Consider the following 25,373-nt stretch of genomic DNA (forward strand, 5'->3'; position numbering starts at 1 on the left):
CCCATTCGACTACGGCAAACAGGGGATGTCACGCCGAGTGGTCGAAGTCGGCGTAGAGTCGCCACCGTTTTCACTCGATCGGAGCAGTCCGGCGCTCTCGTCGCGGCACCGCCCAGCGGGAAAGCCCTGGTTGATCGGTCGAGCCCGCCGCGCGCCCCCTCCGACCTGGCAGTACCAGACAGTAACCACGCCGTGGAGCGGAGACCCGCCTTCAGCCGCCGGACGCGACCTGAGATGCTGGAAAGGGACCGACCGGGTGGCGATCACCACACTGTCGGTCCGGTGCGGGAAGTGGTTAGACTTTCCCGCCTCCGTCGGCCCGCGCGCGCCCGGCGGGCCCACCGCGTAGTCCCAGGAAGGACCGCGTAGTCCCAGGAAGGATCCATGAGCAACGCAACGCAATCCGCGCTGCGCGGCAGCCCACGTGACCAGCCCGGAAATCCGCGGTCGGCCTTCGGAGCAATCGACAAGAGCGCCGTTCGCGCGACCCGGGAACGCCCCGATTTCACCGCTATCGAGCAGAGCCAGGAATTCCGCGCGCTCCGCCGCAGGTGGAAATGGTTCGTTTTCCCGGCGACGGCGTTTTTCCTGATCTGGTACGTCGGATATGTCGCGCTCGCCGCCTACGCCCGGGACTTCATGGCCCAGCGGCTCTTCGGCGAGGTCAACGTCGGCCTGGTCATGGGCGTCGCCCAGTTCGTCACCACGGTCATCCTGACCTCGCTCTACCTGCGGTTCGCACGCCGCCGCATCGACCCCAAGGTCGACGAGATCCGACAGCACGCGGGAGACCCCGAACGATGAACGACCAGCTGGTCCCTGGCGACAACGCGATCGTCAACACCGCCGTCTTCGCCGCGTTCGTGCTGATCACGCTGTTCATCGTGTACCGCGTGAGCAGCCGCGGCAGCTCCAGCGACTACTTCGTCGCCGGCAGTGCGTTCAGCGGTGCGCAGAACGGCATCGCGCTGTCCGGCGACTACCTGTCCGCGGCGTCCTTCCTCGGCATCGCGGGCGCCATCGCCGTCTACGGCTACGACGGCTTCCTGTACTCCATCGGCTTCCTGGTCGCGTGGTTGATCAACCTGCTGCTGGTGGCCGAGCGGACGCGCAACACCGGCCGCTTCACCATGGGCGACGTGCTCAGCTTCCGGATGCAGCAGCGTCCGGTCCGCGCCGCCGCGGCCGCCTCCACGCTGGCCATCACGATCATCTACATGATCGCGCAGATGGCCGGTGCCGGTGGTCTGGTCGCCCTGCTGCTCGACGTGCACAGCGGCTTCGGCCAGGCCCTGGTGATCGCCGTGGTCGGCCTGGTGATGATGGTCTACGTGCTGGTCGGCGGCATGAAGGGCACCACCTGGGTGCAGATCATCAAGGCCGTCATGCTGCTGCTCTGCGCGGTCCTGATCACGATCTTCCTGCTCGGCAAGTTCGGCTACAGCATGACCGACCTGCTGCTGAGCGCCGCGGACAACAACCCGAACGGCAAGGACATCTTCGCCCCCGGCGTGCAGTACGGGGAGTCCGAGCTGACCAAGCTCGACTTCGTGTCGCTGTCGCTGGCCCTGGTGCTCGGCGTCGGCGGCCTCCCGCACGTGCTGATGCGGTTCTACACCGTGCCCAACGCCCGCGAGGCCCGGAGCTCCGTGGCCTGGGCGATCTGGGTGGTCGCCATCTTCTACATCTGCACGCTGGTCATCGGCTACGGCGCGGCCGCGCTGGTCGGCACCGACGCGATCAAGGACGCACCGGGTGCGGAGAACTCGGCGGCGCCGCTGCTGGCCTACCGCATCGGCGGCACGGTGCTGCTGGGCATCGTCGCCGCGGTCGCCTTCGCGACGATCCTGGCGGTGGTCGCCGGTCTGACGCTGACCGCCTCGGCCTCCTTCGCGCACGACATCTACGCCAACGTCGTCCGGCGCGGGAAGGCCGACTCCGAGGACGTGGTGAAGGTGGCCCGGGTGACGGCGCTGGTCATCGGCGGGGCGTCGATCGTGGGTTCCATCGCGGTCAACGGCCAGAACATCGCGTTCCTGGTGAGTCTGGCGTTCGCCTTCGCCGCCTCGGCGAACCTGTCCACGCTGCTGTTCTCGCTGTTCTGGAAGCGGTTCAACACCCGCGGCACGTTGTGGGGCATCTACGGCGGCCTGGCCTCCTGCCTGCTGCTGGTGGTCTTCTCCCCCGTCGTGTCCGGATCGCCGGACTCGATCCTGCCGAGCGTGGACTTCGCGTTCTTCCCGTTGAAGAACCCGGGCATCGTGTCCATCCCGTTCTCGTTCGTCTGCGGCATCATCGGCACCTTCCTCGGTGGCCACGAGGACGCGGACGAGGAGCGCCGGGCCGAGATGGAGGTCCGCTCGCTGACCGGCCTCGGCTCGCGAGTCGGCTGAGAGCACGTCCCCCCGAGAGGCCCGCAGGACCCCGGCGTCCTGCGGGCCTCTCGTCGTTCCCGGCACGCGTCGCGTCGAGCGTCCGCTCCGCTCACTCCGCAGGATGTCCACGGTGGTCTGATGCCGTCGCGGACGGTGACCGGTCTCCGGGCCGCCGCGCACGCCGTCGCGCTACCCGATCGGATGCTGCCGAGTGCCCGAAATGCCGCTTTACACTGGGTCCGACCCGCTCACGGGCGCCCCGAGCACGCAGGGGGAACGGGGCAGTGAGCGGAACGGGGGGACACGATGCGCACCGCCATCCGCAACGCGCTGCTGAGCGCCTTCGTCGCCGCCGCGCTGCCGGTGTCCGGGCTGGGGGCCCAGTTCGGCACGGTCGTCGCCGACGTCCGGGAGGCACTGGCCAAGACCGCCGACCAGCTCCGGGGCCGGGACTTCACCGAGCCCGGAGTGCTCATCCGGTCGGCCCCCGGCACCTCCGCCGAGGCGCGCGGGTCGGGCGACCCCGGCGACCGGGTGTCGGTCCGGCGGTCGGTGCCGGGCGAGGCGGTCCGGTGCTCCGACGGCACGGAGGACTCCGAGTGGTTCGAGGTGACGAACCGGCGCACCTCGGTCACCGGGTTCGTCAGCGGCTGCTACCTCTGAGCCGGGTGCCGCTCAGTAGTCCTGGCCGGAGCCGCGCAGTCCCGACGGACGGTACCGGCGCAGGTGCACGTACCGGCTGAGCCGGATCACCGGGCGGACCGCCAGCTCGCAGCTGCCGAGCAGGAACAGCCACGTGCCGGCGGTCGCGGTGGACTCGCTGAAGAACAGCAGGCTGCCGATGATGAACCAGAGCGCGATGAGGAAGTCGTTGACGATGGAGAGCACTTCGTAGCGCTGCCGGACCACCAGCTCGTCGTGGCCGATCCGCAGCACCCACTCGTTCGACTCGTCCGGGTCGCTCATCGTCCGATTGTCGGCCGGTCCCGGAGTTTCCGCAGTTCTCGGGACCGGCCGGGACGGTCAGCCGGTGAAGTCCACCCGGTCAGGGTGTATCCAGCTCAGGTGCTGGCGATCCCGACCGGACTCCGACAATCTTGGTCCCAGCAGGCCGGTTCCGGCCGCGATCTCCCGATTCTCCTGATGAGGAAGGAACTTCGCATGTCCGCGTCCACTTCCGCTGCCGCGCACCGGACCGCCGAGCGCACGTCGTGGGTGGTGCGTGCACTCCTCGCCGCGTTGCTCGTCGCCGGGGCCGTGCTGGCCGGCTCCACCGACGCGCACTCGGCGGCACCACCGCAGGAACCGTGCCCGGACGGCAGCTTCTGCGTGTACACCGGGAAGGACTTCACCGGCCAGCGGCACGACGTGAGCGTCCACAGCTCGACGTTCGCGATGGAGCAGTGCGTCACGCTGGAGCACGAGGGCGAGGCACTGTCCTTTGTGAACAACACCGACCACCCGGTCACCGCCTACCAGGACCCGCACTGCGACTCCGACGCCGACTTCACCACCTACCCGGCGAAGACCCACGCGCCGCAGCCACCCTTCGTGATCCGGGCCGTCAAGGTCTGGTCGCACTGACGCGGCGGGCACGGTCCCTCGGTGCGCTCCCGGCGACGGCGACCCCGACGCCTCGCCGGGACGGACCTCAGCGGACCAGGTCGCGCATCAGCTCCAGCAGTCGTTCGGCGGAGTTCGCCCAGCTGAACTTCGCCGCCTGCTCCCGAGCTGCGGCCACCAGGTCGGCGCGCACCTGGGCATCGGCCACCCGGTGCACCGCTGCGGCGAAGCCCTCCGGCGAGTCCGGGTCGAAGAACTCCGCGTGACCCCCGGTGACCTCGCGGAAGATCTCGAGGTCGCTGCACACCACCGGCGTCCCCGCGTTCATCGCCTCGATGATCGGCAGCCCGAAACCCTCGTCCCGCGACGCGGTGACCAGCGCGCTGGCCCGGCCGAGCAGCCGCTGGTAGTCGCGCTCCCCGATGCCCCGCCAGAAGACCACGTCCGCACCGGGCGGCAGTTGCGCCCGCAGCTCGGCTTCCCGCTGCGGCGCGATCCGGCTGACCAGGTGCAACCGGTACCCAGGGAGGAACGCCATGCCCGCGACCAGCGTCTCCACGTTCTTGTACGGCATGAACGAGCCCATGTACACGAGCTCCCGAGGCCCTCCGGCCTCGTCCCCGGCCTCGTCCGGCCCGTCCTCCGGTCCGCCGGGCAGCGGCGACGGTGCGTTGTGGACGACCGCGACCGGGCGCCGGGTGAGCCGGTGCTCGGCGATGAGCTTCCGGGTCGTCTCGCTGACCGTGACCACCGCGTCGGCGCGGTTGAGCATCACGCGCTGGGGCCAGTACGCCGTGTGGTAGAGCCGCCACGCGATGCGGACCGGCAGCGGCAGGAACCCGGGCGGCTCCGGGTGCCGGTAGTAGATCAGGTCGTGCAGCGTGAGGACCAGCCGGTACTTGCGGCGGAACCCCCCGATCACCTGCAACGGGCTGAACACCACGTCGGCGCCGAACCGGTTCAGCGTGCGCGAGAGCCACAGCTCCCGCAGCGAGAACGGGCTGTTGACCTTCAGGTGCGGCACACCGTCCGGCAGCAGCCGCAGCTGCCGCTCGTCGTGGATCAACATCGTCACCGGGTGGAGGTGGTGCAGTGCTTCGACCAGGCTCGCCCCGTAGCGGCTGATCCCGTCGTGCTGGTCGGTGCGCGTCCAGCGCGCGTCGACGACGACGCGCATCGTCCCGGCCCGGTCCGCTCGTCGGTCAGCGGGGGCCGCGCGGTCCTCACCAGTGCTGGTCATGCTGCTCCGAGGAAGCGTCGGACGGCTGCGGAGGCCTCTGCCGGTGTCTCGTAGTGCACCAGGTGCCCGACGTCCGGGATCACCACGAGCTGGGCGTCGGACATCCGGGCTGCCAGCTCCCGTTGGCCCGCCAGCGGTGCGATCTCGTCGGACTCCCCGGCGATGAGCAGCGTGGGCGTCCGGATGTCGTCGGCGTGGTCGGCGACGGTGTGCGTCGTCGACGCCTCGAAGGTCTCGCTGACCAGGGCGGGGCTGTGGAAGCGGCTGAAGTGGCGCAGGTGGTTGGCGTCGATGAACTCGCGCAGCTGCTTGTCCTTGGTGCGCGTCATCGCCCGGCTCGCCGCCAGCACCACCAGGCGGTTGCTCAGCAGCGACTGCCCGGCCCGCGGGGGCAACCGCTTGCCGAGCGCGTAGTAGGCGGAGGTCAGCCCGGACAGCAGCACGCGCGGCCCGCGCAGCGCCGGGGTGGCGATCGGGTTCACCAGCACCAGCTTGCGGAGCAGCTCCGGCCTGGTGGCGGCCACCCGGGCCGCGACGATCGAGCCGAAGGAGTGCCCGAGCAGCACGACCGGACGCTCCCGGCCGCCGAGCCGCTCGATGAGCGCGGTGACCACGTGCGCGTAGCCGGCGACGTCGTGCCGGCGCCCGGTCATCGGCCCGGAGTCGCCGAACCCGGGCAGGTCGGGGACGACCACCCGGTGGTCGGGCAGTCCGGCGGCGATGAGCTCGAGGCCGTGGTGCGTGCCCCGCAGCCCGTGCACCATCACCACGGTGTCGGTCTCGACCGCCGCGGACCGCGCCTCGGCGCCCTCGCGGTCCTCGTGGTAGGTCCAGTAGTGCAGGTCAGCGCCGCTGATCTGCATCACCCGCTCGGTGGGTCGGAGTTCCGGGATGACCACGGTGCCTCAGCTCGCCAGCTCGGTGCGGATCTCGTCGAGCTCGACGGCCCCCTCCGGGTCGATCACGTGGTGGTAGATCGACTCGAACCGGCCGAGGATCTCGTCGATGTCGTGCCGGGAGACCAGCCGCTCGCTGGCCGCGCCCATCCGGGCGATGGTGGCGCGGTCGGCCAGCACGTCGTCGATGGCGCGGGCCAGCGCGTGCACGTCGCGCGGCGGGTACAGCCACCCGTTCTGGCCCGGCTGCACCAGGTGCGGCAGCGCCATGGCGTTGGCCAGCACCACCGGCGTGCCCGCCGACATGGCCTCCATGGTGGCCAGGCTCTGCAGCTCGGCGATGCTGGGCATGCAGAACAGGTCGGCGCGCGCGTAGGCCTCCAGCAGCTCCTCGTCGCTGAGGTAGCCGTGGAACACCACCCGGTCCTGTATCCCGAGGTCCCTCGCGAGCTGCTCGAAGGCCTCGCGGCGGCTGCCGTTGCCGACGATCTCCAGCCGGGTCGGGGCCGTGGTGCGCAGCAGCGACATCGCGCGCAGCAGGTCGTCGATGTGCTTCTCCTCGTCGAGCCGCCCGACGAAGAGCACGGTCCGGGTCTCCGGGTCCGGGTGCTGAGCGCGGTACCGCTGGGCGGGTCGCCGGTAGCGCTCGACGTCGATGCCGCAGGAGACCGGCAGCGCCACGTCGGTGAACCCGTTGTCGTGCAGCAGCTGGACGGCGCGGGGCGTGGGCGCGGTGACCAGCTGCGCCTTGCTGTAGTGCTTGACCAGGTTGTGCCACAGCAGCCGGCTCGCCGCGTCCTGCAGCGCCTGCGGGACCTTGATGTAGCCGAAGATGTTCTCCGGCATGAAGTGGTTGGTGGCCACCAGCGGCAGACCGCGCTTGCGGGCCGAGTTGATCAGGCCGCGGCAGATGAAGAAGTGCGACTGCACGTGCACGACGTCGGGCTGGATCCCGGCCAGGATCCCGTCGGCCTGGCGGGCCTCCCACGGCATGATGCCGCGGATCTCGGGGTGGAACGGCGAGCCGTAGGACGGCACGCGGTGCACCGTCACGCCGTCCTCGACCTCGATGTGCTCGGACCGGTCGGACGAGTGGCAGACGACGTGCACGTCGTGGCCGCGGGCGGACAGCCCGGTCGCCAGCCGGTGCCCGAAGTTCGCCGCGCCGTTGACGTGGGGTGGGTAGGTGGTCGCACCGACCACGATGCGCAGCGGTCGGCTGTGCGGTTGCGAAGTCAAGAGGAACTCCCGTCAGGACGATCTGTCGAACTCGGTCCGGCAAGATCACTGCTGCCGGTCACCGGAGCGGGCACGCGCCGCTCCTGGGTGTCGGGGTGGAAGCGCGCGAGCGCGAACACCCCGATGCAGGCCACCGCCGCGCAGACGACCTGCCCCGTGGCGGTCCAGGCGCTGACCCGGTCGGCCTCGCCGAGCAGGCCGATGCCCAGGCCGACCGCGACGATCGGGTCGATCACGGTCAGGCAGGCCACCACGAGGTCCGGCGGTCCGCTGGCGTAGCCGTGCTGCAGCAGCCAGCCGCCCACGACCATCGCCACGGCGATGCCCAGCAGGGGAAGCGGGTTGATGTCCAGCAGGTCAGTGGTGCCGAGCTGTTGCGCGACCGCGCGCATCAGCAGCGACACGTAGCCGTAGGCGATCGCGCACCCCGCGGCGAAGAGGATGCAGCGCACCTTCGACCTGGTCAGCACGGCCAGTGCGCCCACCGCGAGCACCGCGGCGGCGACCAGCTGGGTCGCGGTCATCTGCACGTCACCGGACACCGGGGTGGCGGTCGCGCTGCCGGCGGCGAGGATGACGAACGCGGCGACGCCGCCGGTGGCCGCGACCACCGCGAACAGCACGGTGGGGCTCAGCTCCCGGAACCGGAGACCCTGCTGGCGGACGTTGAGCAACACGGTCGCCGGCAACGCCAGCACGCCGATCGGCTGCACCACGCTGAGCGGGGCGAGGCCCAGCGCACACGCGTGCAGCACCGCACCGCAGCCGAGCGTGGCGAGCCCGACGAGCCAGCGCGGGTTGCGGACGAGCTTCGACTGGACCCGCAGGCCCAGGCCGGCGCCGTCCATCGTGTCGTGGACCGCGGCGTGCTGCATCCGCGCCCCGACCGCGTTCCCGAGGGCCCCCAGGGCTGCCAGCACCACCGCGAGCGCGGTCATCGCCGACCACGCCCAGCCGCCGGATCCGAGTTGTGCTGCACGACCGGCTCAGTCCTCTTCAGCACGCTGCGGGAACGCTCGTCCACCGAACACCCTAGTCGGCGACGCATGCCACGTCCCGCTCTCGAGACAGGCCGCTGCGGTCTGCTGCCCGAGCCGGGGCCCGCCGGTTCCCTTCGCTGTCCGTCCACACCGATCAATCTCGCGCTTCGCGGGCCCGACTCACATCCGGGGTCGAGCCCCCAATTTCCCTGAGACGCTCCAGGCTCGCACTTCCTCGAACCAGACCTGCCACTGGGCCGTGGCGCCCGGGAGAAGACCCGGTGAACACCGTTGACCAGTGGAGATCGAATTCTGCGTCGTGCTTCGGGTCACCTCCGGAAGATCCCGCACACACCCTGGTCCGAACACCGGCCGACGCGGTGCGCGCCATTCCTACCGCGTTCTGAGGAACAGCGGAGGAATGCGCGTGGGCCGAGCCGGTGAACGGAAGCCGACGGGCCGCGACCGGCAGAGACCTCGCCGGTCCTGGAACCGCTGCACCCGCGCACGACCGAGGTGCGTCGGGCGCGCCCCCCGCGTGCGCTCCTGCGCTGCCCGCCGGATACACGAGCTCGACTCTAGAACAACGTTGCTGAGGACATCGTCAGCAACGCCACCCCGCCCGCCCCCGCCTTCGCGCGGAGCGGTGGAACTCCTTCCGCGACGAATCGCCGTGTGGCGGGGAAATGCGCCGCGAACTGCGGAGATCGCAATTCCGAAGATCAACTCCGCAGTTCCGCCGAGTGACCGAGACGACACCTCGACAACATCACGCAACACGCGCGCGAATCGCGCACCGGAACAATCCAGTCACCACCGGTGATCGATTTTTCGGTCCCGAACCGCGGATGGCCGCTCGTCCGAGTGAGACGATGCGTCCGTGGCCACCGATCCTGATGCCGCCGCCCGAGGCACCGAGCGCTCGGACCGTTCCAGTGCGGCCCGCAGCGGCGCGGGCGCGCGGGTCGCCGTGGTGCTCGCCCTGGCCGGCGGCGCCCTGCTCGCGGCCCTGGTCAGCACCGCGGTCACCGCCGTGGGCACCGTCCCGGGCCTGCCCGACCCGCCGGCGCTGGTGCGCTACGGCCTGCCGGTGACCCGGGTCGCGCTCGACCTGGCCGCGCTGGCCACGGTCGGGCTGAGCCTGCTGCCGAAGCTGCTCGGCCCCGACCGCCCGAGGCAGACCGAGCCGATCGTGGTCCTGGCCCGGCGCACGACCGTGGTGACGGCGCTGCTGTGGATGCTCGCCGCCCTGGTGTCCCTGGTGCTGCAGGCCGCGGAGCTGCGCCCGGACCGCGAGGTGACGGTCCCGCAGCTCGTCGACTACGTCGTGGGCGTCCCGGCCGGCACGGGCCTGCTGGTCAGCGCGGGTGCGGCGCTGGCGTGCGCGGTGCTGGGCCTGCTGGCGGTCCGGTTCGGCGAGTCGGTGCCCGCGGAGCTGCGCACGGTGGTCGCCCTGCTCGGCCTGCTGCCGATGCCGCTGACCGGCCACGCCACGGACTGGCGCTACCACGACTTCTCGATGCTCTCGGTGGAGCTGCACGTGATCGGTGCGGCGCTGTGGACCGGCGGCCTGGTCGCGATCGCCGTGTTCGTCGCGCCGCGGCGCGGGCTGCTGGCGGAGGCGCTGCCGCGCTTCTCCACGCTCGCCACCACCGCCATCGTCGTGGTCGCCGTGTCGGGTCTGTTCAACGGCCTGATGACGCTGGTCATCACGCCCGACACCGGGCTGCTCGGCCTGGTGGGCACCGGCTACGGGCGGATCCTGCTGGCGAAGGTGGGGTGCCTGCTGGCGCTGGCGGCGGTGGCCTCGCAGATGCGCTTCCGCCTGCTGCCCCGGATCGCCCGCCACCAGCGCACCGCGCTGCTCGGCTGGGCGGCCGCCGAGGTCGCGCTCATGGGCGTGGCCTACGGGCTGGGCGTGGTCCTCTCCCGCGCTCCCGTCGTCGTCTGACCGGCGAAGGCGCGAACCACCCCCGCCCCGCGCGGCGGTGCGAGGCGGAGGTGGCAGCTGTTCGCCGAGGCGGGGTCAGCGCGGGATCTTCAGCACCTGGCCGACGTAGATCAGGTCCGGGTTGGTGATGCCGTTGACGCGGGCGATCTCCCGCCAGTCCACCCCGAGCTTCGCGCCGATCTCGGACAGCGTGTCACCGGGCTGCACCACGTAGGTCTCCTCCTGCGGCGGAGGCGGCGGGGGCGGCGGCGCGCCCGCCCCGGTGAGCACCTCGATGGGCACCAGTGAGACGTTGAGGTCGGTGTTGCCGCTGATGCCCGGCACCTGCCCGTCGGACGCGTGCTGGTGGATCATCACGCGGTCGGTCAGGTAGCCCGGCTCGCCCGGCGGACGACCGTAGTGGGCGACCCACAGGATGACGCCCGGGTCCACCCAGGTGTCGGTGGCGAGCTTGTCCTGGAACCAGGACGACGAGGCGTACACGACGACCTCGTTGCGGCCGGTGTGCCCGCGGATCGCGTCGATGAACCCCTTCACCCAGGCACCGAGGTCCGGCCCCTCCTTCTCGATGTCCAAGCACGGCGGCAGGTTCCCGGCGGCGCTGGCGCCGAGCCGCGCGAGCTGGGCCGCGAAGTCGGCCGCGTCCTGCTCCGGGGAGTTGGTGTCCGGGCGGGCGAAGTGGTAGAGGCCGGTGACCATGCCCGCCTCGCGGGCCCCGGCGAGCTGCGCGTCCAGCGTCGGACTCACGTAGCCGACGCCCTCGGTCGCCTTGATGTAGGTGAAGACGTATCCGGCGCCGCGGACCGCCCCCCAGTCCGGTTCCCCCTGATAGCGGGCCACGTCGATGCCGGGAATGCGTTCGGCCATCTCTCTACCCCCTGCTGTCGGCCTGGTCGCGGGCCCAAGATATCGGAGACACCTGCGAACACAGACCCGCCGAACAGGTCAAGATCCCACCCGATCGATGCACCGGATCTGGGAACTCTTCCGGCCGACGCGCTACGTGCTGCGAAGAACGGGGTACTCGACCGGGCGGAATGCACACGATCAGACCACCCTGGCACGGACCACGGTTCACCCGGGCAGCGCAACGCACCACGGATCGCGCCGCCGGCTGCGAGCGGGCGAGGAGCACCGCAGGCAACCATCCCGCCTGCCGGGCGTCTCCAGAACAGCAGAGCAGTGATCGACGGATCCCGCCGCACAGGGCGGGCACGGGAGGTGGTCGTCATGACCGCGCATCGACTGCGGAGCACCATGCTGCGGACGCTCCAGGCATCCGGGGCCCTGCTGGTCGCCGGGCTGGTCGCCGGGTGCGGCCAGGCCGCGACCCAGACCGGCGAGGTGATCACGGCACCGATGCCGAACGCCGAGCAGACGGCAGCCATGGGGCTGCAGCCGCCGGCCCAGTCCCCGGAGGCCCAGTCCCCGGAGGCCCCAGCACCCGGGCTCTCCGCCAGCGCCGCCGCGACCGGGGCGACCGACCAGGCGACCCGGGAGGCCCCGGAGCCGAAGGCCGGCACCCGCTGCCACACCTCGATGCTGACCGGCTCGCTGCAGAACCCCGATGCCGGGGCCGGGCAGCGCTACGCCGAGCTGACGCTGACCAACAGCAGCGGTGAGACCTGCACCCTGTACGGCTACGGCGGGTTCCAGCTGGTCGACGCGAACGGCCAGCCGATCCCGACCAACGCGGTGCGCACCCCGAACCCCGGGCCGTCGCTGATCACGTTGGCCCCGGGCGAGTCGGCGAGCGCCACCCTGCACTGGACGGCCGTCCCGCACGAGGGCGAGCCGACCGACGGACCGTGCGCGCCCACCGCGGCCCGGCTCATGGTCATCCCGCCCGACGAGACCGACGCCCTGCCGGTGACCTGGACCGGTGGCCCGGTCTGCGGCTTCGGCACCATCGACGGCACCGCCTACCACCAGTGACGCGCGCAGCACTCCACGGACCACGGAGTCGGGTCGACCACCGGGGTCCTGCCGCCGAGCGAGCCGGGCTCACCGCACGGCGCACGGTGCGGCGCGGCGCTTGGCTCGGACGATGATCTGTGCTGGGGTGGCACCATGATCGAGCCAACGGATCGAGAGATCGCCGGACGCCACGGCACGCTGGTGGTCCGGGAGTGGGCCGGCGCCAACCCCGGCTGGATCGCGCTCATCGCGCACGGCTACGGCGAGCACTCCGGGCGGTACCAGTGGGTCGCCGAGCGGCTGGTGGCCGCCCGGGCGCTGGTGTACGCGCCGGACCACGTGGGGCACGGGCGCTCGGAGGGCGAGCGCGCCCACTTCACCGACGCCGAGGCGATCGTGGCCGATCTGGAGACGCTGCGGCAGCAGGTCACCGCCGAGCACCCGGACCTGCCGGTCGTCCTCATCGGACACTCGATGGGCGGGATGCTCGCCGCCCGCTACGCGCAGGAGCACCAGGAGCACCTGGCCGCGGTGGTGCTCTCCGCGCCGGTGCTGGGCACCTGGCACGTGCTGGACCTGCTGGAGCACGACGAGATCCCGGACACACCGATCGATCCCGCGACGCTGTCCCGCGACCCCGAGGTCGGCGCGGCCTACGTGGCGGACCCGCTGGTCTGGCACGGCCCGTTCAAGCGCGCCACGCTGAAGGCGATCGACGACTGCCTGCTGGCCATCAACGAGGGCCCGATCCTGGAGAAGCCCGTGCTGTGGGTGCACGGCGAGGACGACGAGCTGGTGCCGGAGGCCGACACCCGGACCGGCATCGACCGCATCCGCGGCGACGATTTCCACGAGCACATCTACCCGGGCGGACGGCACGAGCTGTTCAACGAGACCAACAAGGAAGAGGTCATGAACGACGTGCTCACCTTCATCGCCCGAGCTCTCAACTCCTGAACCACGGCGCGACGATCCCGCGTCGGCCCGCGGGATCCGCCGCCGTGCCTGGGGAACGGCGACACGAGCCGGACGACCGCGGGGTTCGTGAGCCGCTCACGGCTGACGGATCCCGCGCCGCGCCGGGCGAAGGCGCCGCTCCGTCCTCATCGGACGTCCTCAGTGGACGTGACAGGGCGCTCGCGATCCAGCAGCGCCTCGTCGCCGGAAGGCCCGACGCAGCGATCAGCCGCCGCCCGCCCCAAGGGACGCGCTCCGTCGTGGGCGGACCTGCCGCCCGATCGCGGCGTACCGGGGGTGACGGTCGCACGTTCACCCCGTCAGGTGCCTCGTCGTGGTGGTCGACCGGGCGTCGTCGTGGCCAGCACCAGCCGACGGTCCCAGTCGCGATCACCACCGGGTCGAGTGAGGCGTGTCGCTTGCGAAGTTGCAGGTCAACCCTCGTGCGGGCAGCTTGGGGGAGCTGACTGGCGTCGGCCACGGGCGGAACTGGCCGCCCGGTCGGGGTGGATCGAGTGAGGCAGCCATGAACGTCGCGCGTGCTCAGGACCTGATCGGCACACCGGTGTTCGACCGCAACGGAGCGCGGATCGGCCGGGTCGGCAACGTCTACGTCGACGACACCACGCACCGGCCCGAGTGGATCACCGTCCGGCTCGGGTTCCTCGGCATCAAGGAGACCTTCGTGCCGCTCGCCGGCGCCACCACCGAGGAGAACCGGCTGGAGCTCGGCGTGGACGAGGACCGGGTGCGCAACGCCCCGCGCGTGGAGGCCGAGGGCGGGCACCTCTCCGCCGAGGAGGGGCGCGACCTCTACCACTACTACGGCATCGACCAGAGCGACGCGGTCGACGCGCTCTGAGCGACCGACCACCCGGGAGCGGCGACCGACGAGAGCCGCTCGGGGGTCGGGCGGCTCACGCACCATCACCGTTCCGCCGGTTCGTGATCGTGCGCGAGAATGCCCGGTGCGATGGGTGCGAACAACGAGCTCGAGCTGCTGATCACCGTGGTCGTCGGGGCCGACGACGAGCGTTCGGCGCGCGCCGCGTGCCGGGAGCTGGTGCAGGCCGTGGGCGGCCGGATCGTCGCCTCGGGCGACTGCTCCGACGAGGAGCCGGGCTGCTTCTCGGTCACGATCAGCCGCGCGAGCGCGGAGACCGGCCAGCACGTGGCCGGGCTGTCCCGGGCGGTGCGGAACTTCCTCCGGGAGCTGGGCCCCGACTACGCCCGCCACCGGGTGGCGTGCGAGCCGCCGACCGCGTGGACCGTGGTGGACCACCCCGAGCTGGTGGGCGCGCTGGTCCGCGGCGGGGAGCGGATGCTGGTCGAGGCGTGGGCCGGCGGCACGCTCGTGTTCGGCCGCACCGAGCCCGTCGACCCCGACGAGCCGCCCGCGCCGCCCGCACCGGTGGTGGGCGAGCGGGACGAGCAGGGCCGCCCGCGCCCCCGGTTGGCGCTGGTGGTGGACGTGGTCACCGACCGCCGCGCGGGCGCGGAGTGGCAGGCGCGCGCCCTGGCCGGCCGGCTGTCGCGCACCACCGAGGTCGTCGGGTGCTCGGCGGAACCGCCGGTGGTGCGGGTCTCCCTGGACCTCGGCCCGGCGGTGGGCGAGCCGAAGGAGATCGTCCTCGGTGCCGTCGCCGTCCTCGGCGGCGGCGGGTGGTCCCGCGTCACCGACGACGGGGAGAGCGCGAGCGCGCGGTGGTCCGCCGCCCCGCTCCCGCCGTCCGGGATCGCGGCGATCGAGGTGACCGCGAGGTCCACAGTGGAGGTCGTCCGGAGCTGACCGCTCCTCCCACACTGCGGGACGCCGTTCCCCCGCTCCGGCGCGGGATGCGAAGCACGCTCGCCTCCTATCGCCCTTCCGGACGATCAACTCCGCAGGTCGTCACGCACCGCGATCAGTCTGTGATCAACTGCACGCCCCTGCCTGCGCCACCGGCCCGGCGGGCCGCTAACTTGTGGACCGTCACAGCCCCCGCCCCCTCGGAGGACCGGACCCACATGGCAGGCGTGGAAGAAGTTCGCGCAGGCATCTCGCTGGCCAACCAGAAGATGCAGGAGGGCATCGCCGCCCTGCAACAGGCGAACCTCGTGCTCGAAGAGGCCCAATCCGCGCTCCTCTCCGCGACCCAGGGCAGCGCTCAGGAGGACATGCAGCACGCGCACGGCATGCTCGCCGAGGTGATGCAGGTGATCAACGGCGCGCAGGGCTCGATCCAGGCCACGATGTCCTCCGCCGAGGCCTACGCGGGACGGCTGTAGCGCCGTGTCCGCCCTGGAGGAGCTCGCGCAGGTGCTGGGCGTCGTGGAACAGCACCTGCTCGACGCCGGCGCGCACCTGGGCACCACGCGGACGTCGTTGGACGAGGCCGAGAAGGCGCTGGTCACGCTCGACCCGGAGCACCCGGAGACGGTGGTGCCGCCGAGCCTGCACCGCGCCGACGACCAGGTGGAGCGCGCCCAGGACATGGTCGAGCAGGTGCTGGGCACGCTCCGCGACTTCGTCACCCGGCTGTAGCGGCCCGGGCGGCGCTGCGCGGCACCGGCCGGGCAGCCACCCCGGGCCGGCGTCGGCGCAGGTCGGCACGCACCTGAACAGCGGACCCGGATCCGGCGCGGGATTGCGTCGTACGGGTCTGCCCGATCAACTGCCGAGTGGTACGTTGATCACTGTCAGTGACTTCGCTTCCCGAGGTGGGGTGTGGGTAAACGCAACGAGCGGCGGAGCCGCATCGAAGCAGCTTTCGAACGCCTGCGTTCCAGCATCGCCACCGCGCTCGGCGCCGCCGACAACGAACGCGCCCGGGTCTTCGCCGAGTGCGCGCAGCAGGAGTTCGCGCTGCGCATCGCGCAGGCCGGCACCGCGGCCGCGGCGCGCGACCCGCAGGAGGTCGGCGACCCGGACGACCGCGCCTTCCAGGCCGCCCTGCAGGAGGCGCTCGCCGAGCGCGCCGAGGTCTACGCGGAGTGGACCGCCCGCGGGCCGCGGGAGCTGGAGCAGCTGGTGGCCGGGGTCGCGCCCGGGTCGGCTGGGCTGCCCTGGGCGGACTGGCTCGGCGAGGTCGGCACCCAGGAGCTGGCCGCGCGCCCGCCCGAGCTGTGGCGCCTCGGCACCGCGGTCGTGCCCGACTCACCGGACCCGCAGCCGTTCCCCGCCGCCGTGCCGCTGCTCGACGAGTCGCACCTGCGGATCACCAGCGACGGCAACCCGGAAGCGGCCGAGGCCCTGGTGCAGAACCTGCTGCTGCGGCTGCTCAGCCACTTCCAGCCGGGTGCGGTGCGGCTGCACGTCTGGGACGTCTCCCAGCTCACCGGCACGCTGCCCGGCCTGTACCCGCTGACCCGCGCCGGGCTGCTCACCGCGCACGACCCCACCCGGCTCGACGAGATGCTGGAGGCGCTGTCCGACCACATCCGGCGGATCCACACCGGTGCGCTGCTCCGCGGCCACGCCTCGCTGCGAGCGCTGGCCGAGGAGACCGGGCACCGCACCGAGCCGTGGCGCGTCGGGGTGCTGTTCGGCAACGGTGAGCCGCTGCGCGAGGAACAGCAGCAGCAGTTGCAGCGGATCGCCCGCAGCGGCCCGGCCTGCGGCATCCACCTCATCGTCGTGGACCTGTCGCTGACCGTGAACAGCGCGATCGAATCGGTGCGGCTCGTCGGCGACGACCGCGCGCGCTGCAGCACCACCGGCCCGGAAGCCGTGGTGCACCTGGACGAACCGCCCTCGCGCAACGAGGTCACCCAGGCCTGCACGGCGATCGCGGAAGCGTTCCTGGCCCGCCGCGCGCGGGTGCGCACCTTCGAGGACCTGGTGCCCGACCAGTACTGGCAGCACAGCTCCAAGTCGGGCCTGCAGGCGCCGGTCGGGTTCCACGAGGGCGAGCCGGTGTGGGTCACGCTCGGCGACAGCAGCCCGCACACCCTGATCGGCGGGCCGAGCGGCTCGGGCAAGACGAACTTCCTGTACGGCATGCTCGGCGCGCTGGCCGCCCGCTACTCGCCGGACGAGCTGGAGCTCTACCTGCTCGACTTCAAGGAGGGCGTGTCGTTCGCCCAGTTCACCCCCGGCAGGCGGGACCCGAGCTGGCTGCCGCACGCGCAGCTGGTCGGGGTCAACGTCAACACCGACCGGGAGTTCGGCCTGGCGCTGCTGCGGTTCCTGGCCCAGGAGATGCGGCGGCGCGCGGCGGCGGCGAAGGAGCACGAGGTCACCAAGCTCGAGGAGCTGCGCACCGAGGACCCGCAGGGCCGGTGGCCGCGGATCGTCGCGGTGATCGACGAGTTCCAGTACCTGTTCGCCGAGCGCGACAGCGTCACCGCGCAGGCCACCGCGCTGCTGGAGGACGTGGCGCGGCGCGGCCGCTCGCAGGGCATCCACCTCGTGCTGGCCAGCCAGGACGTGTCGGGCATCGAGGCGTTCTGGGGCAAGCCCGCGATCTTCGAGCAGTTCATCCTGCGGATCGCGCTGCCCAAGGCCCGTCGCGTGCTGGCCGAGCAGAACCTGGCCGCGCTGGAGCTGCCCCGCTGGCACGCGGTGGTCAACCACGAGTCCGGCGTCAAGCACGGCAACGAGATCGCGCGCATCCCCGACGCCACCGCGCGCGGCACCCTCGACGCGCTGCAGCGGGAGCTGTGGGAGCGGCGTGCTCCCTCCGCCGCGCCACCGCGCCTGTTCGACGGCTCGATCCTGCCCGCGCTGTCCACCCTGGACGACTACCGGGAGCTCTCCGCCCCGGTGTCCACGCCGAAGGCGCTGCTGGGGCAGATCATCGACGTGGACGGCACCGCCGCCGCGGTCCGGCTGAGCCGCTCGCCGGGGCGCAACATCGCGGTGATCGGCTCGGTCCGGGTGGACGCGGTCAGCGTGCTGGGGGCGGCGGCGCTCTCCCTCGCACGGCAGCACGTGCCCGGCGGCATCCGGTTCACCGTGGCGGCGCTGCTGGACGACGTCGAGGACGAGGCGCGGCACGTCGTGGACCAGCTGCGCGCCGGCGGGCACGACGCCGGCCTGGTGGGCCTGGACGACATCGAGGAGGCGGTGGCCTCCCTCGCCGACTCGATCGACGGCCGGTCCGGCGCGGACGTCCCGCACTGCCTGCTGCTCTACGCCGTCGACGCGGCGCAGACCACGCTGGAGCGCAAGGAGCCCGGTCGTCCCAGCGGCCTGGACCACCTGCGGAAGGTGCTCAAGCAGGGGCCGGAGTCGCGGGTGCACGTCATCGGCTGGTGGCGCAGCGTGCAGCGGGTGAAGAACACCCTCGGCATGGGCCCGGTGGACGACATCGGCGCGTGGGTGGCCTTCGACGTGCACGGCCAGGAGCTGTCCGCCTTCGCGGCGGGGCAGCCGGTCAGCTGGTCGCCGCGGGCCCGGCGCGGCCTCTTCTTCGACCGGGCGGTGCACTCCCGCCCCGAAGTGCTGCTGCCGTTCGACCTCGCGGCGCCGGAGGTCCCGCAGGTGCCACGGCAGCGGGCGTCCGAGCAGGTCTGGGAGGAAGCCGGTGACTGACCAGGGTCCGGCGTCGGCCCGGTACAAGGAGCTGACCGCGCTGGCGACCACCGCCGCGGAGCGGATGCGCAAGCACGAGCGGGCCCGCGCGGCCGAGCTGAGCGAGGTGGTCGCCGCGGGCCGGCAGCGCAAGGACGCGGCGGAGGAGCGGCGCCAGCAGGTCGTCGACGACGTGCGGGTCCGCTGGAACAACGCGATGGAAGCGCTGTGGGACGAGCGGTGGTTCCGGGTCAAGGGCCTGCCCGAACCCGACCGCTCGGCCCCGCCGATGACCCCGGAGGAGGCCCGGCGCCTGGTGCAGGACGCGTTCCTGGCGCTGCACGACGCCCTGGAGAAGCCCCGCTTCGGCTCCGGCATCCTCCCCCGCCGCAAGAGGGGCTCCTGACTCAGCGCTCGTCGCCGAACCAGCGGCGCAGCTGCTCGTCGAGGTCCTGCTGAGCCTCCCCCGCCCACGCCACGTGCCCGTCCGGCCGCAGCAGCACGGCGGGGACGTCCAGCTCCTCGCTGACGTCCACGACGTGGTCGACGCGGTCCGCCCAGCCGCGCACCGACAGCCGGCCGGTCTGGTCGAGCAGCAGCCCGCGGGCGGCGCGCATCAGCTCGTACAACCGCCCGCGGCCCAGGGGGAGGTCTCGCAGGCGGCGACCGACGAGCTCGTGGCCGCCGCCGAGGTCGTAGTGCGTGCCGATCGCGGTGACCTTCTCGACGAGGTAGCGGTTGACCTCCTCGAAGTCCATCAGCTCCGCCACCAGCCGGCGCGCCGCCTGGTTGCGCATCAGCTCCATCTGGGCGCGGGTGTTGTGCAGCACGTCGGTGGCCACCGGGTGCCGCTCGGCCTCGTAGGTGTCGAGCAGGTCCTTCGGCGCCCAGCCGCGGACCTCGGCGGCCAGCTTCCAGCCCAGGTTCACCGCGTCCTGGACGCCGAGGTTGAGGCCCTGCCCGCCGGCCGGCGGGTGGACGTGCGCGGCGTCGCCGGCCAGCAGCACCCGGTCGACCCGGTAGCGCTCGGCCTGCCGGGTGGCGTCCCCGAAGCGGGACAGCCAGCGCGGTGCCCGCGCGCCGAGGTCGGTGCCCGCGACCGCCCGCATCCGCCGGGTCACCTCCTCCATGGTCGGCGGCACCGTGCGGTCCTCGCTGACTCCCTCGGCGGTGACGATGACCCGGTACGTGCCGCGGTCCAGGGGAACGGCGCCGAACAGCACCTGCCGCTCGCGCACGTCGGCCATCACCGCCGCCACCTCCTCCTGCGGGGCGGTCAGTTCCACCTCACCCAGCAGCACCTCGACCTGGCTGGGCTCGCCGGGGAAGCCGACGCCGAGCAGCGTGCGCACCGTGCTGCGGCCGCCGTCGCAGCCGACGAGGTAGCGGGAGCGCAGCCGGGTGCCGTCGGCCAGCCCGGCGGTGACCCCGTCCGCGTCCTGGCTGACCTCGACCACCTCGCAGCCGCGCCGCAGGTCGGCGCCGAGCTCGGTGGCGCGCTCGGCCAGCAGCCGGTCGACGACGGGTTGCTCGATGGCGAGGACGTAGCCGTGCGCGGTGTCCATCCGGGGCCACGGCTTGTCGATGCCGGCGAAGAACCCGCCCTTCTCGTACCGGGTTCCCAGCGCGAGGAAGCGGTCCAGCAGACCGCGCTGGTCCATCAGCTCGATGCTGCGCGCGTGCAACCCGAGCGCGCGGACCACCTCGGTCGGTTCGGCGTCCCGTTCCAGCACGACCACGTCCACGCCGTGCAACCGCAGTTCCGCGGCCAGCACCAGTCCGGTGGGGCCGGCACCGACCACGATCACGTCGATCATCGCAACACCTTTTTCCGGGAAGAGGGTCCCGCGGACAGCAGGTCCCCGCCCGCGGAATGCGACTTTCCCGCGGGCTCGTGGGTTTCTGCTGGTCAGCGACTGCGAGCGAGGATTCTGCGGCACGCCCCGGGGCTTGCCGCAAGCCCCGGGGTCGGCTGTACCGTGAGAACGGGACGAGGAGGTTCCCTCCCCCGTTCATCCCCTCCCCCGTTCTCCCCCGGACAGCGCGCACGGGGCCGACCATGGCGCACGTCATGCGAAACCCACTTCCAGCCGGCGGGCGGTCCGGGCACCATCAGAGCATGCGAGAGCTCCGTTCCGCCGCCGACGTCGGAGAAGCCACCGATGACCTGCTGGTCCGCTGGGCCGCGCAGGCGCTGGAGCCGGACTACCCGCACGCCGGCGGAGCCGCTTGGCAGCACGGCAGCGCCGTCGCCGTCCACGCCCCGAAGCTCAACCGCAACGACCGGATGGCCTTCACCGGCTCGGCCGACGACTGCACCGCCCTGCTCGCCGAGGTCCTGCCCACGCTGCCGGGCGACACGCTGCGCCCCCTCGCCCGCACCCGGCTGGCGCACCAGGTGGCCAACCGGCTGGACCTGGAGGTGCGGGCCACGTTCGGCTGGATGGAGTCGTGCGCGACACCGGACACGCCGACGCCCGACGTCGAGTGGCTCACCGCCGAGGACGAGCAGGCCGTGGAAAGCCTGCTGCGCAAGGCGAACCCGCGCTCGTACCTGTTCCCCGGCGACCCCGGTGCGCGCCGCTGGGCGGGCGTCCGCGGCGCCGACGGGACGCTGCTGGCGGTGGGCGGGGACTGCTGGCCGGCCCCGGGGGTGCGCTACGTCTCCGGCGTCGCCACCCACCCCGACCACCGCGGCACCGGCCTCGGCACCCAGGTCTGCGCGTTCCTGACCCGGGAACTCTCCCGCGAGGGTCACGTGACGCTCATGGTCGACGCGGACAACGAGCCCGCGCTCAAGGTCTACCGCAGGCTCGGGTTCAGCTACCACTCCGTCAGCGCGCTGGCCCGACGAGCTTGCCGGGGTTGAGGATCCCGGTCGGGTCCACGGCCCGCTTCGCCGCCGCGAGCACCGCTTCGCCGACGGCGCCGATCTCCGCGCCCAACCACGGCAGGTGGTCGGCGCCGACGGCGTGGTGGTGCGTGATGGTGCCCCGCCCGGCGATGGCGTCCGACGCCGCGCGCTTGGCCCGCTGCCACTGACCGAGCGGGTCCTGCTCGTCACGGGCCGCGAGCACCGTGAAGTACAGCGACGCGCCGGTCTCGTAGGCGTGCGAGACGTGGCACATCACGATCGGGTCCGCGCCGTCGCGGCGCAGGCTGCGCACGAGCGCGCTGCGCACCGCGGAGCGCAGCTCGCTGAGGCCGGACCAGTGCGCCGCGGTCTCCAGCGTCTCCACGCACACCCCGCGGTCCAGCAGCGCGTCCCGCTGCCGCGGCCCGGCGAACCGGTGCGACCGCCAGTTCTCGCCCACGGCACGGCCGAGCCGCACCGCGCGCGTGCCGCGCAGCACCCGCAGGGTGGCCGCGCGGCGCTGCGCGAGCTCCGACCGCGACGCCGCGTCCCACCCCAGGACGAGCAGGCACGGCCGGCGCACTCCCCTGCTGCGCAGGAAGGCCCGCAGGGCGCTGACCTTCCACGCCCCGGCGAGCTCGAACTGCACCTCGGTCTCGTCCACATCGGACAGCCGCGTGACGTCGGCGAGCACCCGGCCCTGCGCGAGCACGCGCACCGCGTCGACCCCGCTCTGCCAGCCGTCGAGCACGAACGCCTCGTACCGGCTGTGCTCCGGGGCAGGCCGGACCCGCACCGCCACCTCGGTGATCACGCCGAGCGCGCCCTCGCTGCCGACCGCGAGCTGGCGCAGGTCGGGCCCGGCCGCCGACGCCGGGGCGACGCCGAGCCGCCACTCCCCCGCCGGGGTGGCCAGCCGGACCCCGGCCACCATGTCCTCGAAGCGGCCGTACCCGGAGGAGGCCTGCCCGGCGGACCGGGTGGCCGCGAAGCCGCCGATGGTGGCCCGCTCGAAGGACTGCGGGAAGTGACCGAGGGTGAAACCCTGCGCACCCAGCAGGGATTCGGCTTCCACCGCGCGCGTCCCGGCCTGCAGCACGGCGATCCGCGAGCCCGGGTCGAGGGAGACCAGCCGGTCCAGGCGGACCAGGTCGAGCGCGACCACGGCGGCCTTGGACCCGCGCAGCGCGTCCACCCCGCCGACCACCGACGTGCCGCCGCCGAACGGCACCACCGCGACGTCGTGCCGGACGCAGACCTCCAGCACCGCCTGCACCGCCTCGGGGTCGGCGGGGAGCAGCACGGCGTCCGGCACCGCGAGCTCCGCGGCGCTGCGCCGGCGCACCAGGTCGGTGTAGGACATGCCGCCCGCCCGCGCGAGCCGCGCCGCGGCGTCGGTGCGCACGTGCTCCGCGCCGAGCACGGCCACCAGGTCCTCGCGGGCCGCGTCCGGCAGAGCGCTGTCCGGCACCTCCAGCAACGACGTCGGCACGGCCGGCGTGGTGGTCTCGGCGAGCCCGATGCGCTGGCGCAACCAGCGCAGCGCTCGGGGGGACAACGGCGCGGCGGCAGCCCCCGATGGGGTCCACGTGCCGCGCAGGGTGTGTTCGATCAGCCCGCTCACCAGTACAGTGTTACACATGACAGTCGAATGTCACAGCACGCGTGATCGGCCCGCGCCGAACCGGGTCGGCGACGCCGAGCTGCTGCGCGCGGCCCGGGAGTGCGTGCTCGCCCACGGCGTGCGGCGGACCACGCTCACCGAGATCGCCCGCCGCGCCGGGGTCAGCCGGATGACCCTCTACCGCCGTTTCCCGGACGTCCGCAGCGTGGTCACCGCGCTGATGACGGTCGAGTTCGGCGCCGTCCTGGACCGGGCACGCGCGGCGGCGCGCACCGGCCACGCCCGGCAGCGGCTGGTGCGCGCGACCGTGCGCGGCGTGCAGCTGCTCCAGGACGCACCGCTGCTGCAGCGCGTGCTGGACACCGACGCCGAACTGCTGCTGCCGTACCTGGTGCAGCGGCTGGGCAGCACGCAGCTGGCCGCGGAGGGCTTCTTCCGCGACTACCTCGCCGAGGGCCACGCGGACGGCTCCATCCGCCCCGGCGACCCGGTGGTCCAGGCGCGGTCGCTGCTGCTGCTCGTGCAGTCGTTCGTCGTCACCGCCGGGCCCGCGACCACCGACATCAGCGCCGACGCCCTCACCGCGGAGCTCGCCGAGCTCCTCGACGGAGCACTGCGCCCACCCGGCACCTGAGGCGCAGCGCTCGCCGGAACCGCGGACCACCGACCTCCCGCCGAACCACCCGGAGTTGCGATGACCACCACGCCGTTGCCCGCCGGTTCGCTGCGCGCGACCTCGCTGAACGCCGCACGTCGCGCGACCGACCTGGCCGAAGTGGCCGAGACCGAGATCGACCTGCTGGTGGTCGGCGGCGGCGTCACCGGCGCCGGCACCGCCCTCGACGCCGCAGCGCGCGGGCTGTCCGTGGCGCTGGTCGAGGCCGAGGACCTGGCCTGGGGGACGTCCCGCTGGTCCAGCAAGCTCGTGCACGGCGGCCTGCGCTACCTGGCGCACGGCGACGTCGCCCTGGCGCGGGAGAGCGCCGTGGAGCGCCACGTGCTCATGACCCGCACCGCGCCGCACCTGGTGCGCACGATGCCGCAGCTGATCCCGCTGCACGACGCCACCTCCCGGCGCGCCGAGCTGGTGCTCTCGGCGGGCCTGCGCGCCGGCGACGTGCTGCGCCGGGCCGCGCGCACGCCCTCGGACGTGCTCCCGCCGCCGCGCCGCGTCCCCGGCGCGGAAGCGCTCGCGCTGGTCCCCGGCCTGCGCCCCACCAGGCTGCGCGGCGGGCTGCTCAGCTACGACGGGCAGCTCGTCGACGACGCGCGCCTGGTCGTCGCGCTGGCCCGCACCGCGGCGGGGTTCGGCGCGCGGGTGCTCACGCACGTGCGCGCGCGGCAGCTGGACGGCGCCGGCGCGGACGTCGTGGACCAGCGCACCGGGGAGTCGCTGCGGATCCGCGCGCGGTCCGTGGTCAACGCGGCCGGTGTGTGGGCCGGGGAGCTCTCGCCGGACATCGCGCTGCGCCCGTCCCGCGGCTCGCACCTGGTGGTCGACGCCGACGCCGCGGGCGTCGCCGGGACCGCGGTGGTGGCGCCGATCCCCGGTGCCACCGGCCGGTTCCTCCTGCTGCTGCCGCAACCCGACGGCCGCGCCCTGCTCGGCCTCACCGACGAGCCGGCGCCCGGACCGGTGCCGTCGGTGCCCGAGGTCCCGGAGTCCGATGTGGACTTCCTGCTGGCCGGCATCAGCGACGTCCTCGGGCAGCCGCTGGGCCGCGAGCACGTGCTGGGTTCCTTCGCCGGGCTGCGCCCGCTGCTGGAGCAGCCCGGGCGCCGGGAGTCGGCCGACCTGTCCCGTCGGCACGCCGTGCTGACCTCGCCGGAGGGCGTGGTGACGGTGGTCGGCGGCAAGCTCACCACCTACCGGAAGATGGCCGCCGACGCCGTCGACGCCGCGGTGCGCGCGGGCGGTCTGTCCGCGGGCCCGTCCAAGACCTCCGCCGTCGCGCTCGTCGGCGCCGCGCCCCGGGACCACCTGTCCGGCGTGGAGGCCCCGGCCCGGTTGGTCGCGAAGTACGGCACCGAGGCCGCGCGCCTCGCGGCGCTGGCCGATCTCGACCCCGAGCTGGCCGAACCGGTCGCCGAGGGCGTGCAGCTGACCGCCGCCGAGGTGCTGTGGGCGGTGCGGCACGAGGGCGCCCTCGACGCCGACGACGTCCTCGACCGCCGCAGCCGGGTCGGCCTGGACCCCGTCCAGCGGGAGGCCGCGCGGCCCCGCGTCACCGAAATCGTGGGACGCGCGCTCGAAGGTGTGCTTGGCTGATCGCAACGGGCAGC

The 25,373-nt window shown here is 73.0% G+C and carries 24 protein-coding genes; 16 read left to right on the forward strand and 8 right to left on the reverse strand.

Annotated elements, in window-relative coordinates:
• The first annotated feature begins 384 nt into the window (after window positions 1–384).
• The 3 genes from HNR68_RS00645 to HNR68_RS00655 all read left to right on the forward strand — a co-directional run bounded on the left by HNR68_RS00645 (window position 385) and on the right by HNR68_RS00655 (window position 3,038).
• On the forward strand, window positions 385–804 hold the full coding sequence (locus HNR68_RS00645) for a DUF485 domain-containing protein (RefSeq protein ID WP_179716569.1): 420 nt from the start codon (window positions 385–387) through the stop codon (window positions 802–804).
• Window positions 801–2,393 (forward strand): solute symporter family protein, encoded by a 1,593-nt coding sequence (locus HNR68_RS00650; protein ID WP_179716571.1) that lies wholly within the window; start codon window positions 801–803, stop codon window positions 2,391–2,393. The genes HNR68_RS00645 and HNR68_RS00650 overlap by 4 nt, the downstream gene beginning before the upstream one ends.
• Before the next feature lie 288 nt (window positions 2,394–2,681).
• Window positions 2,682–3,038, forward strand: a complete 357-nt coding sequence (locus HNR68_RS00655) for an SH3 domain-containing protein (RefSeq protein ID WP_179716573.1) — start codon at window positions 2,682–2,684, stop codon at window positions 3,036–3,038.
• A gap of 12 nt (window positions 3,039–3,050) precedes the next feature.
• On the opposite strand, the gene HNR68_RS00660 is transcribed toward HNR68_RS00655, so the two are convergent.
• The gene (locus tag HNR68_RS00660; protein ID WP_179716575.1) at window positions 3,051–3,341 is read right to left on the reverse strand and encodes a YrhK family protein; all 291 of its coding nucleotides are present in this window, start codon (window positions 3,339–3,341) and stop codon (window positions 3,051–3,053) included.
• A gap of 195 nt (window positions 3,342–3,536) precedes the next feature.
• Between HNR68_RS00660 and HNR68_RS00665 the strand changes: the two genes are divergently transcribed.
• Complete coding sequence (locus HNR68_RS00665) at window positions 3,537–3,959, forward strand: peptidase inhibitor family I36 protein (protein ID WP_179716577.1); 423 nt, start codon at window positions 3,537–3,539, stop codon at window positions 3,957–3,959.
• A 67-nt stretch (window positions 3,960–4,026) separates the two neighbouring features.
• On the opposite strand, the gene HNR68_RS00670 is transcribed toward HNR68_RS00665, so the two are convergent.
• From HNR68_RS00670 to HNR68_RS00685, 4 genes are read right to left on the reverse strand one after another with little or no spacing between them, the layout of a single operon-like run.
• Window positions 4,027–5,178 carry a glycosyltransferase family 4 protein gene (locus tag HNR68_RS00670; protein WP_246330364.1) on the reverse strand — a complete coding sequence of 384 codons (1,152 nt, stop codon included), beginning with the start codon at window positions 5,176–5,178 and terminating at the stop codon, window positions 4,027–4,029.
• Window positions 5,175–6,077 carry an alpha/beta fold hydrolase gene (locus tag HNR68_RS00675; protein ID WP_343049868.1) on the reverse strand — a complete coding sequence of 301 codons (903 nt, stop codon included), beginning with the start codon at window positions 6,075–6,077 and terminating at the stop codon, window positions 5,175–5,177. Before HNR68_RS00675 ends, HNR68_RS00670 begins: the two co-directional genes overlap by 4 nt.
• A 6-nt stretch (window positions 6,078–6,083) precedes the next feature.
• Window positions 6,084–7,313 (reverse strand): glycosyltransferase, encoded by a 1,230-nt coding sequence (locus HNR68_RS00680; RefSeq protein ID WP_179716579.1) that lies wholly within the window; start codon window positions 7,311–7,313, stop codon window positions 6,084–6,086.
• Window positions 7,310–8,251 (reverse strand): DMT family protein, encoded by a 942-nt coding sequence (locus HNR68_RS00685; protein ID WP_179716581.1) that lies wholly within the window; start codon window positions 8,249–8,251, stop codon window positions 7,310–7,312. The genes HNR68_RS00680 and HNR68_RS00685 overlap by 4 nt, the downstream gene beginning before the upstream one ends.
• A gap of 922 nt (window positions 8,252–9,173) precedes the next feature.
• Between HNR68_RS00685 and HNR68_RS00690 the strand changes: the two genes are divergently transcribed.
• Window positions 9,174–10,244: a CopD family protein gene (locus HNR68_RS00690; RefSeq protein ID WP_179716583.1), complete on the forward strand. Its 1,071-nt coding sequence runs from the start codon at window positions 9,174–9,176 to the stop codon at window positions 10,242–10,244.
• Window positions 10,245–10,319: 75 nt separating this feature from the next.
• On the opposite strand, the gene HNR68_RS00695 is transcribed toward HNR68_RS00690, so the two are convergent.
• Window positions 10,320–11,111: a GH25 family lysozyme gene (locus HNR68_RS00695; protein ID WP_179716585.1), complete on the reverse strand. Its 792-nt coding sequence runs from the start codon at window positions 11,109–11,111 to the stop codon at window positions 10,320–10,322.
• A 363-nt stretch (window positions 11,112–11,474) separates the two neighbouring features.
• Between HNR68_RS00695 and HNR68_RS00700 the strand changes: the two genes are divergently transcribed.
• The 8 genes from HNR68_RS00700 (at window position 11,475) to HNR68_RS00735 (ending at window position 19,018) form a co-directional block, all read left to right on the forward strand.
• Window positions 11,475–12,179, forward strand: coding sequence for a DUF4232 domain-containing protein (locus HNR68_RS00700; protein WP_179716587.1), 705 nt, complete (start codon window positions 11,475–11,477; stop codon window positions 12,177–12,179).
• Between the two features lie 135 nt (window positions 12,180–12,314).
• The gene (locus HNR68_RS00705) at window positions 12,315–13,118 is read left to right on the forward strand and encodes an alpha/beta hydrolase (RefSeq protein WP_179716589.1); all 804 of its coding nucleotides are present in this window, start codon (window positions 12,315–12,317) and stop codon (window positions 13,116–13,118) included.
• Between the two features lie 526 nt (window positions 13,119–13,644).
• Window positions 13,645–13,980: a PRC-barrel domain-containing protein gene (locus HNR68_RS00710; protein ID WP_179716591.1), complete on the forward strand. Its 336-nt coding sequence runs from the start codon at window positions 13,645–13,647 to the stop codon at window positions 13,978–13,980.
• A gap of 111 nt (window positions 13,981–14,091) precedes the next feature.
• Entirely contained in the window at window positions 14,092–14,907 is an 816-nt protein-coding gene (locus HNR68_RS00715) for a hypothetical protein (protein WP_179716592.1), read from the forward strand.
• Window positions 14,908–15,125: 218 nt separating this feature from the next.
• Window positions 15,126–15,386 (forward strand): hypothetical protein, encoded by a 261-nt coding sequence (locus HNR68_RS00720; RefSeq protein ID WP_179716594.1) that lies wholly within the window; start codon window positions 15,126–15,128, stop codon window positions 15,384–15,386.
• A gap of 4 nt (window positions 15,387–15,390) precedes the next feature.
• Window positions 15,391–15,642: a hypothetical protein gene (locus HNR68_RS00725; protein WP_179716596.1), complete on the forward strand. Its 252-nt coding sequence runs from the start codon at window positions 15,391–15,393 to the stop codon at window positions 15,640–15,642.
• 183 nt (window positions 15,643–15,825) lie between these two features.
• Window positions 15,826–18,633, forward strand: a complete 2,808-nt coding sequence (locus tag HNR68_RS00730) for an FtsK/SpoIIIE domain-containing protein (protein WP_179716598.1) — start codon at window positions 15,826–15,828, stop codon at window positions 18,631–18,633.
• A complete protein-coding gene (locus HNR68_RS00735) occupies window positions 18,626–19,018 on the forward strand; it encodes a hypothetical protein (protein WP_179716600.1) in 393 nt (130 codons plus the stop codon). The genes HNR68_RS00730 and HNR68_RS00735 overlap by 8 nt, the downstream gene beginning before the upstream one ends.
• A gap of 1 nt (window position 19,019) precedes the next feature.
• Here the strand turns inward: HNR68_RS00735 and rox are convergent, their stop codons facing one another.
• Window positions 19,020–20,429: a rifampin monooxygenase gene (gene rox / locus HNR68_RS00740; RefSeq protein WP_179716602.1), complete on the reverse strand. Its 1,410-nt coding sequence runs from the start codon at window positions 20,427–20,429 to the stop codon at window positions 19,020–19,022.
• Between the two features lie 302 nt (window positions 20,430–20,731).
• On the opposite strand from rox, the gene HNR68_RS00745 reads away from it, so the two are divergent.
• Window positions 20,732–21,481 carry a GNAT family N-acetyltransferase gene (locus HNR68_RS00745; protein ID WP_179716604.1) on the forward strand — a complete coding sequence of 250 codons (750 nt, stop codon included), beginning with the start codon at window positions 20,732–20,734 and terminating at the stop codon, window positions 21,479–21,481.
• Here HNR68_RS00745 and HNR68_RS00750 read toward each other — a convergent pair.
• The gene (locus HNR68_RS00750) at window positions 21,447–23,090 is read right to left on the reverse strand and encodes an FAD-linked oxidase C-terminal domain-containing protein (protein WP_179716606.1); all 1,644 of its coding nucleotides are present in this window, start codon (window positions 23,088–23,090) and stop codon (window positions 21,447–21,449) included. The two genes, HNR68_RS00745 and HNR68_RS00750, sit on opposite strands and share 35 nt — an antisense overlap.
• Before the next feature lie 16 nt (window positions 23,091–23,106).
• Between HNR68_RS00750 and HNR68_RS00755 the strand changes: the two genes are divergently transcribed.
• Together HNR68_RS00755 and HNR68_RS00760 are read left to right on the forward strand one after the other, a co-directional pair.
• A complete protein-coding gene (locus HNR68_RS00755; RefSeq protein ID WP_179716608.1) occupies window positions 23,107–23,724 on the forward strand; it encodes a TetR/AcrR family transcriptional regulator in 618 nt (205 codons plus the stop codon).
• A 60-nt stretch (window positions 23,725–23,784) separates the two neighbouring features.
• On the forward strand, window positions 23,785–25,359 hold the full coding sequence (locus HNR68_RS00760) for a glycerol-3-phosphate dehydrogenase/oxidase (protein ID WP_179716610.1): 1,575 nt from the start codon (window positions 23,785–23,787) through the stop codon (window positions 25,357–25,359).
• Window positions 25,360–25,373: the final 14 nt, after the last annotated feature.

The organism is Saccharopolyspora hordei (genome assembly GCF_013410345.1).
GTDB classification, from domain to species: domain Bacteria; phylum Actinomycetota; class Actinomycetes; order Mycobacteriales; family Pseudonocardiaceae; genus Saccharopolyspora; species Saccharopolyspora hordei.

Coding starts and splice junctions, on each gene's coding strand:
- HNR68_RS00645 (WP_179716569.1), top strand. CDS start 385: ATGAGCAACGCAACGCAATCCGCGCTGCGCGGCAGCCCACGTGACCAG.
- HNR68_RS00655 (WP_179716573.1), top strand. CDS start 2,682: ATGCGCACCGCCATCCGCAACGCGCTGCTGAGCGCCTTCGTCGCCGCC.
- HNR68_RS00665 (WP_179716577.1), top strand. CDS start 3,537: ATGTCCGCGTCCACTTCCGCTGCCGCGCACCGGACCGCCGAGCGCACG.
- HNR68_RS00760 (WP_179716610.1), top strand. CDS start 23,785: ATGACCACCACGCCGTTGCCCGCCGGTTCGCTGCGCGCGACCTCGCTG.
- HNR68_RS00710 (WP_179716591.1), top strand. CDS start 13,645: ATGAACGTCGCGCGTGCTCAGGACCTGATCGGCACACCGGTGTTCGAC.
- HNR68_RS00670 (WP_246330364.1), bottom strand. CDS start 5,178: ATGACCAGCACTGGTGAGGACCGCGCGGCCCCCGCTGACCGACGAGCG.
- HNR68_RS00745 (WP_179716604.1), top strand. CDS start 20,732: ATGCGAGAGCTCCGTTCCGCCGCCGACGTCGGAGAAGCCACCGATGAC.
- HNR68_RS00705 (WP_179716589.1), top strand. CDS start 12,315: ATGATCGAGCCAACGGATCGAGAGATCGCCGGACGCCACGGCACGCTG.
- HNR68_RS00755 (WP_179716608.1), top strand. CDS start 23,107: ATGACAGTCGAATGTCACAGCACGCGTGATCGGCCCGCGCCGAACCGG.
- HNR68_RS00715 (WP_179716592.1), top strand. CDS start 14,092: ATGGGTGCGAACAACGAGCTCGAGCTGCTGATCACCGTGGTCGTCGGG.
- rox (WP_179716602.1), bottom strand. CDS start 20,429: ATGATCGACGTGATCGTGGTCGGTGCCGGCCCCACCGGACTGGTGCTG.
- HNR68_RS00720 (WP_179716594.1), top strand. CDS start 15,126: ATGGCAGGCGTGGAAGAAGTTCGCGCAGGCATCTCGCTGGCCAACCAG.
- HNR68_RS00660 (WP_179716575.1), bottom strand. CDS start 3,341: ATGAGCGACCCGGACGAGTCGAACGAGTGGGTGCTGCGGATCGGCCAC.
- HNR68_RS00650 (WP_179716571.1), top strand. CDS start 801: ATGAACGACCAGCTGGTCCCTGGCGACAACGCGATCGTCAACACCGCC.
- HNR68_RS00700 (WP_179716587.1), top strand. CDS start 11,475: ATGACCGCGCATCGACTGCGGAGCACCATGCTGCGGACGCTCCAGGCA.
- HNR68_RS00685 (WP_179716581.1), bottom strand. CDS start 8,251: ATGACCGCGCTCGCGGTGGTGCTGGCAGCCCTGGGGGCCCTCGGGAAC.
- HNR68_RS00695 (WP_179716585.1), bottom strand. CDS start 11,111: ATGGCCGAACGCATTCCCGGCATCGACGTGGCCCGCTATCAGGGGGAA.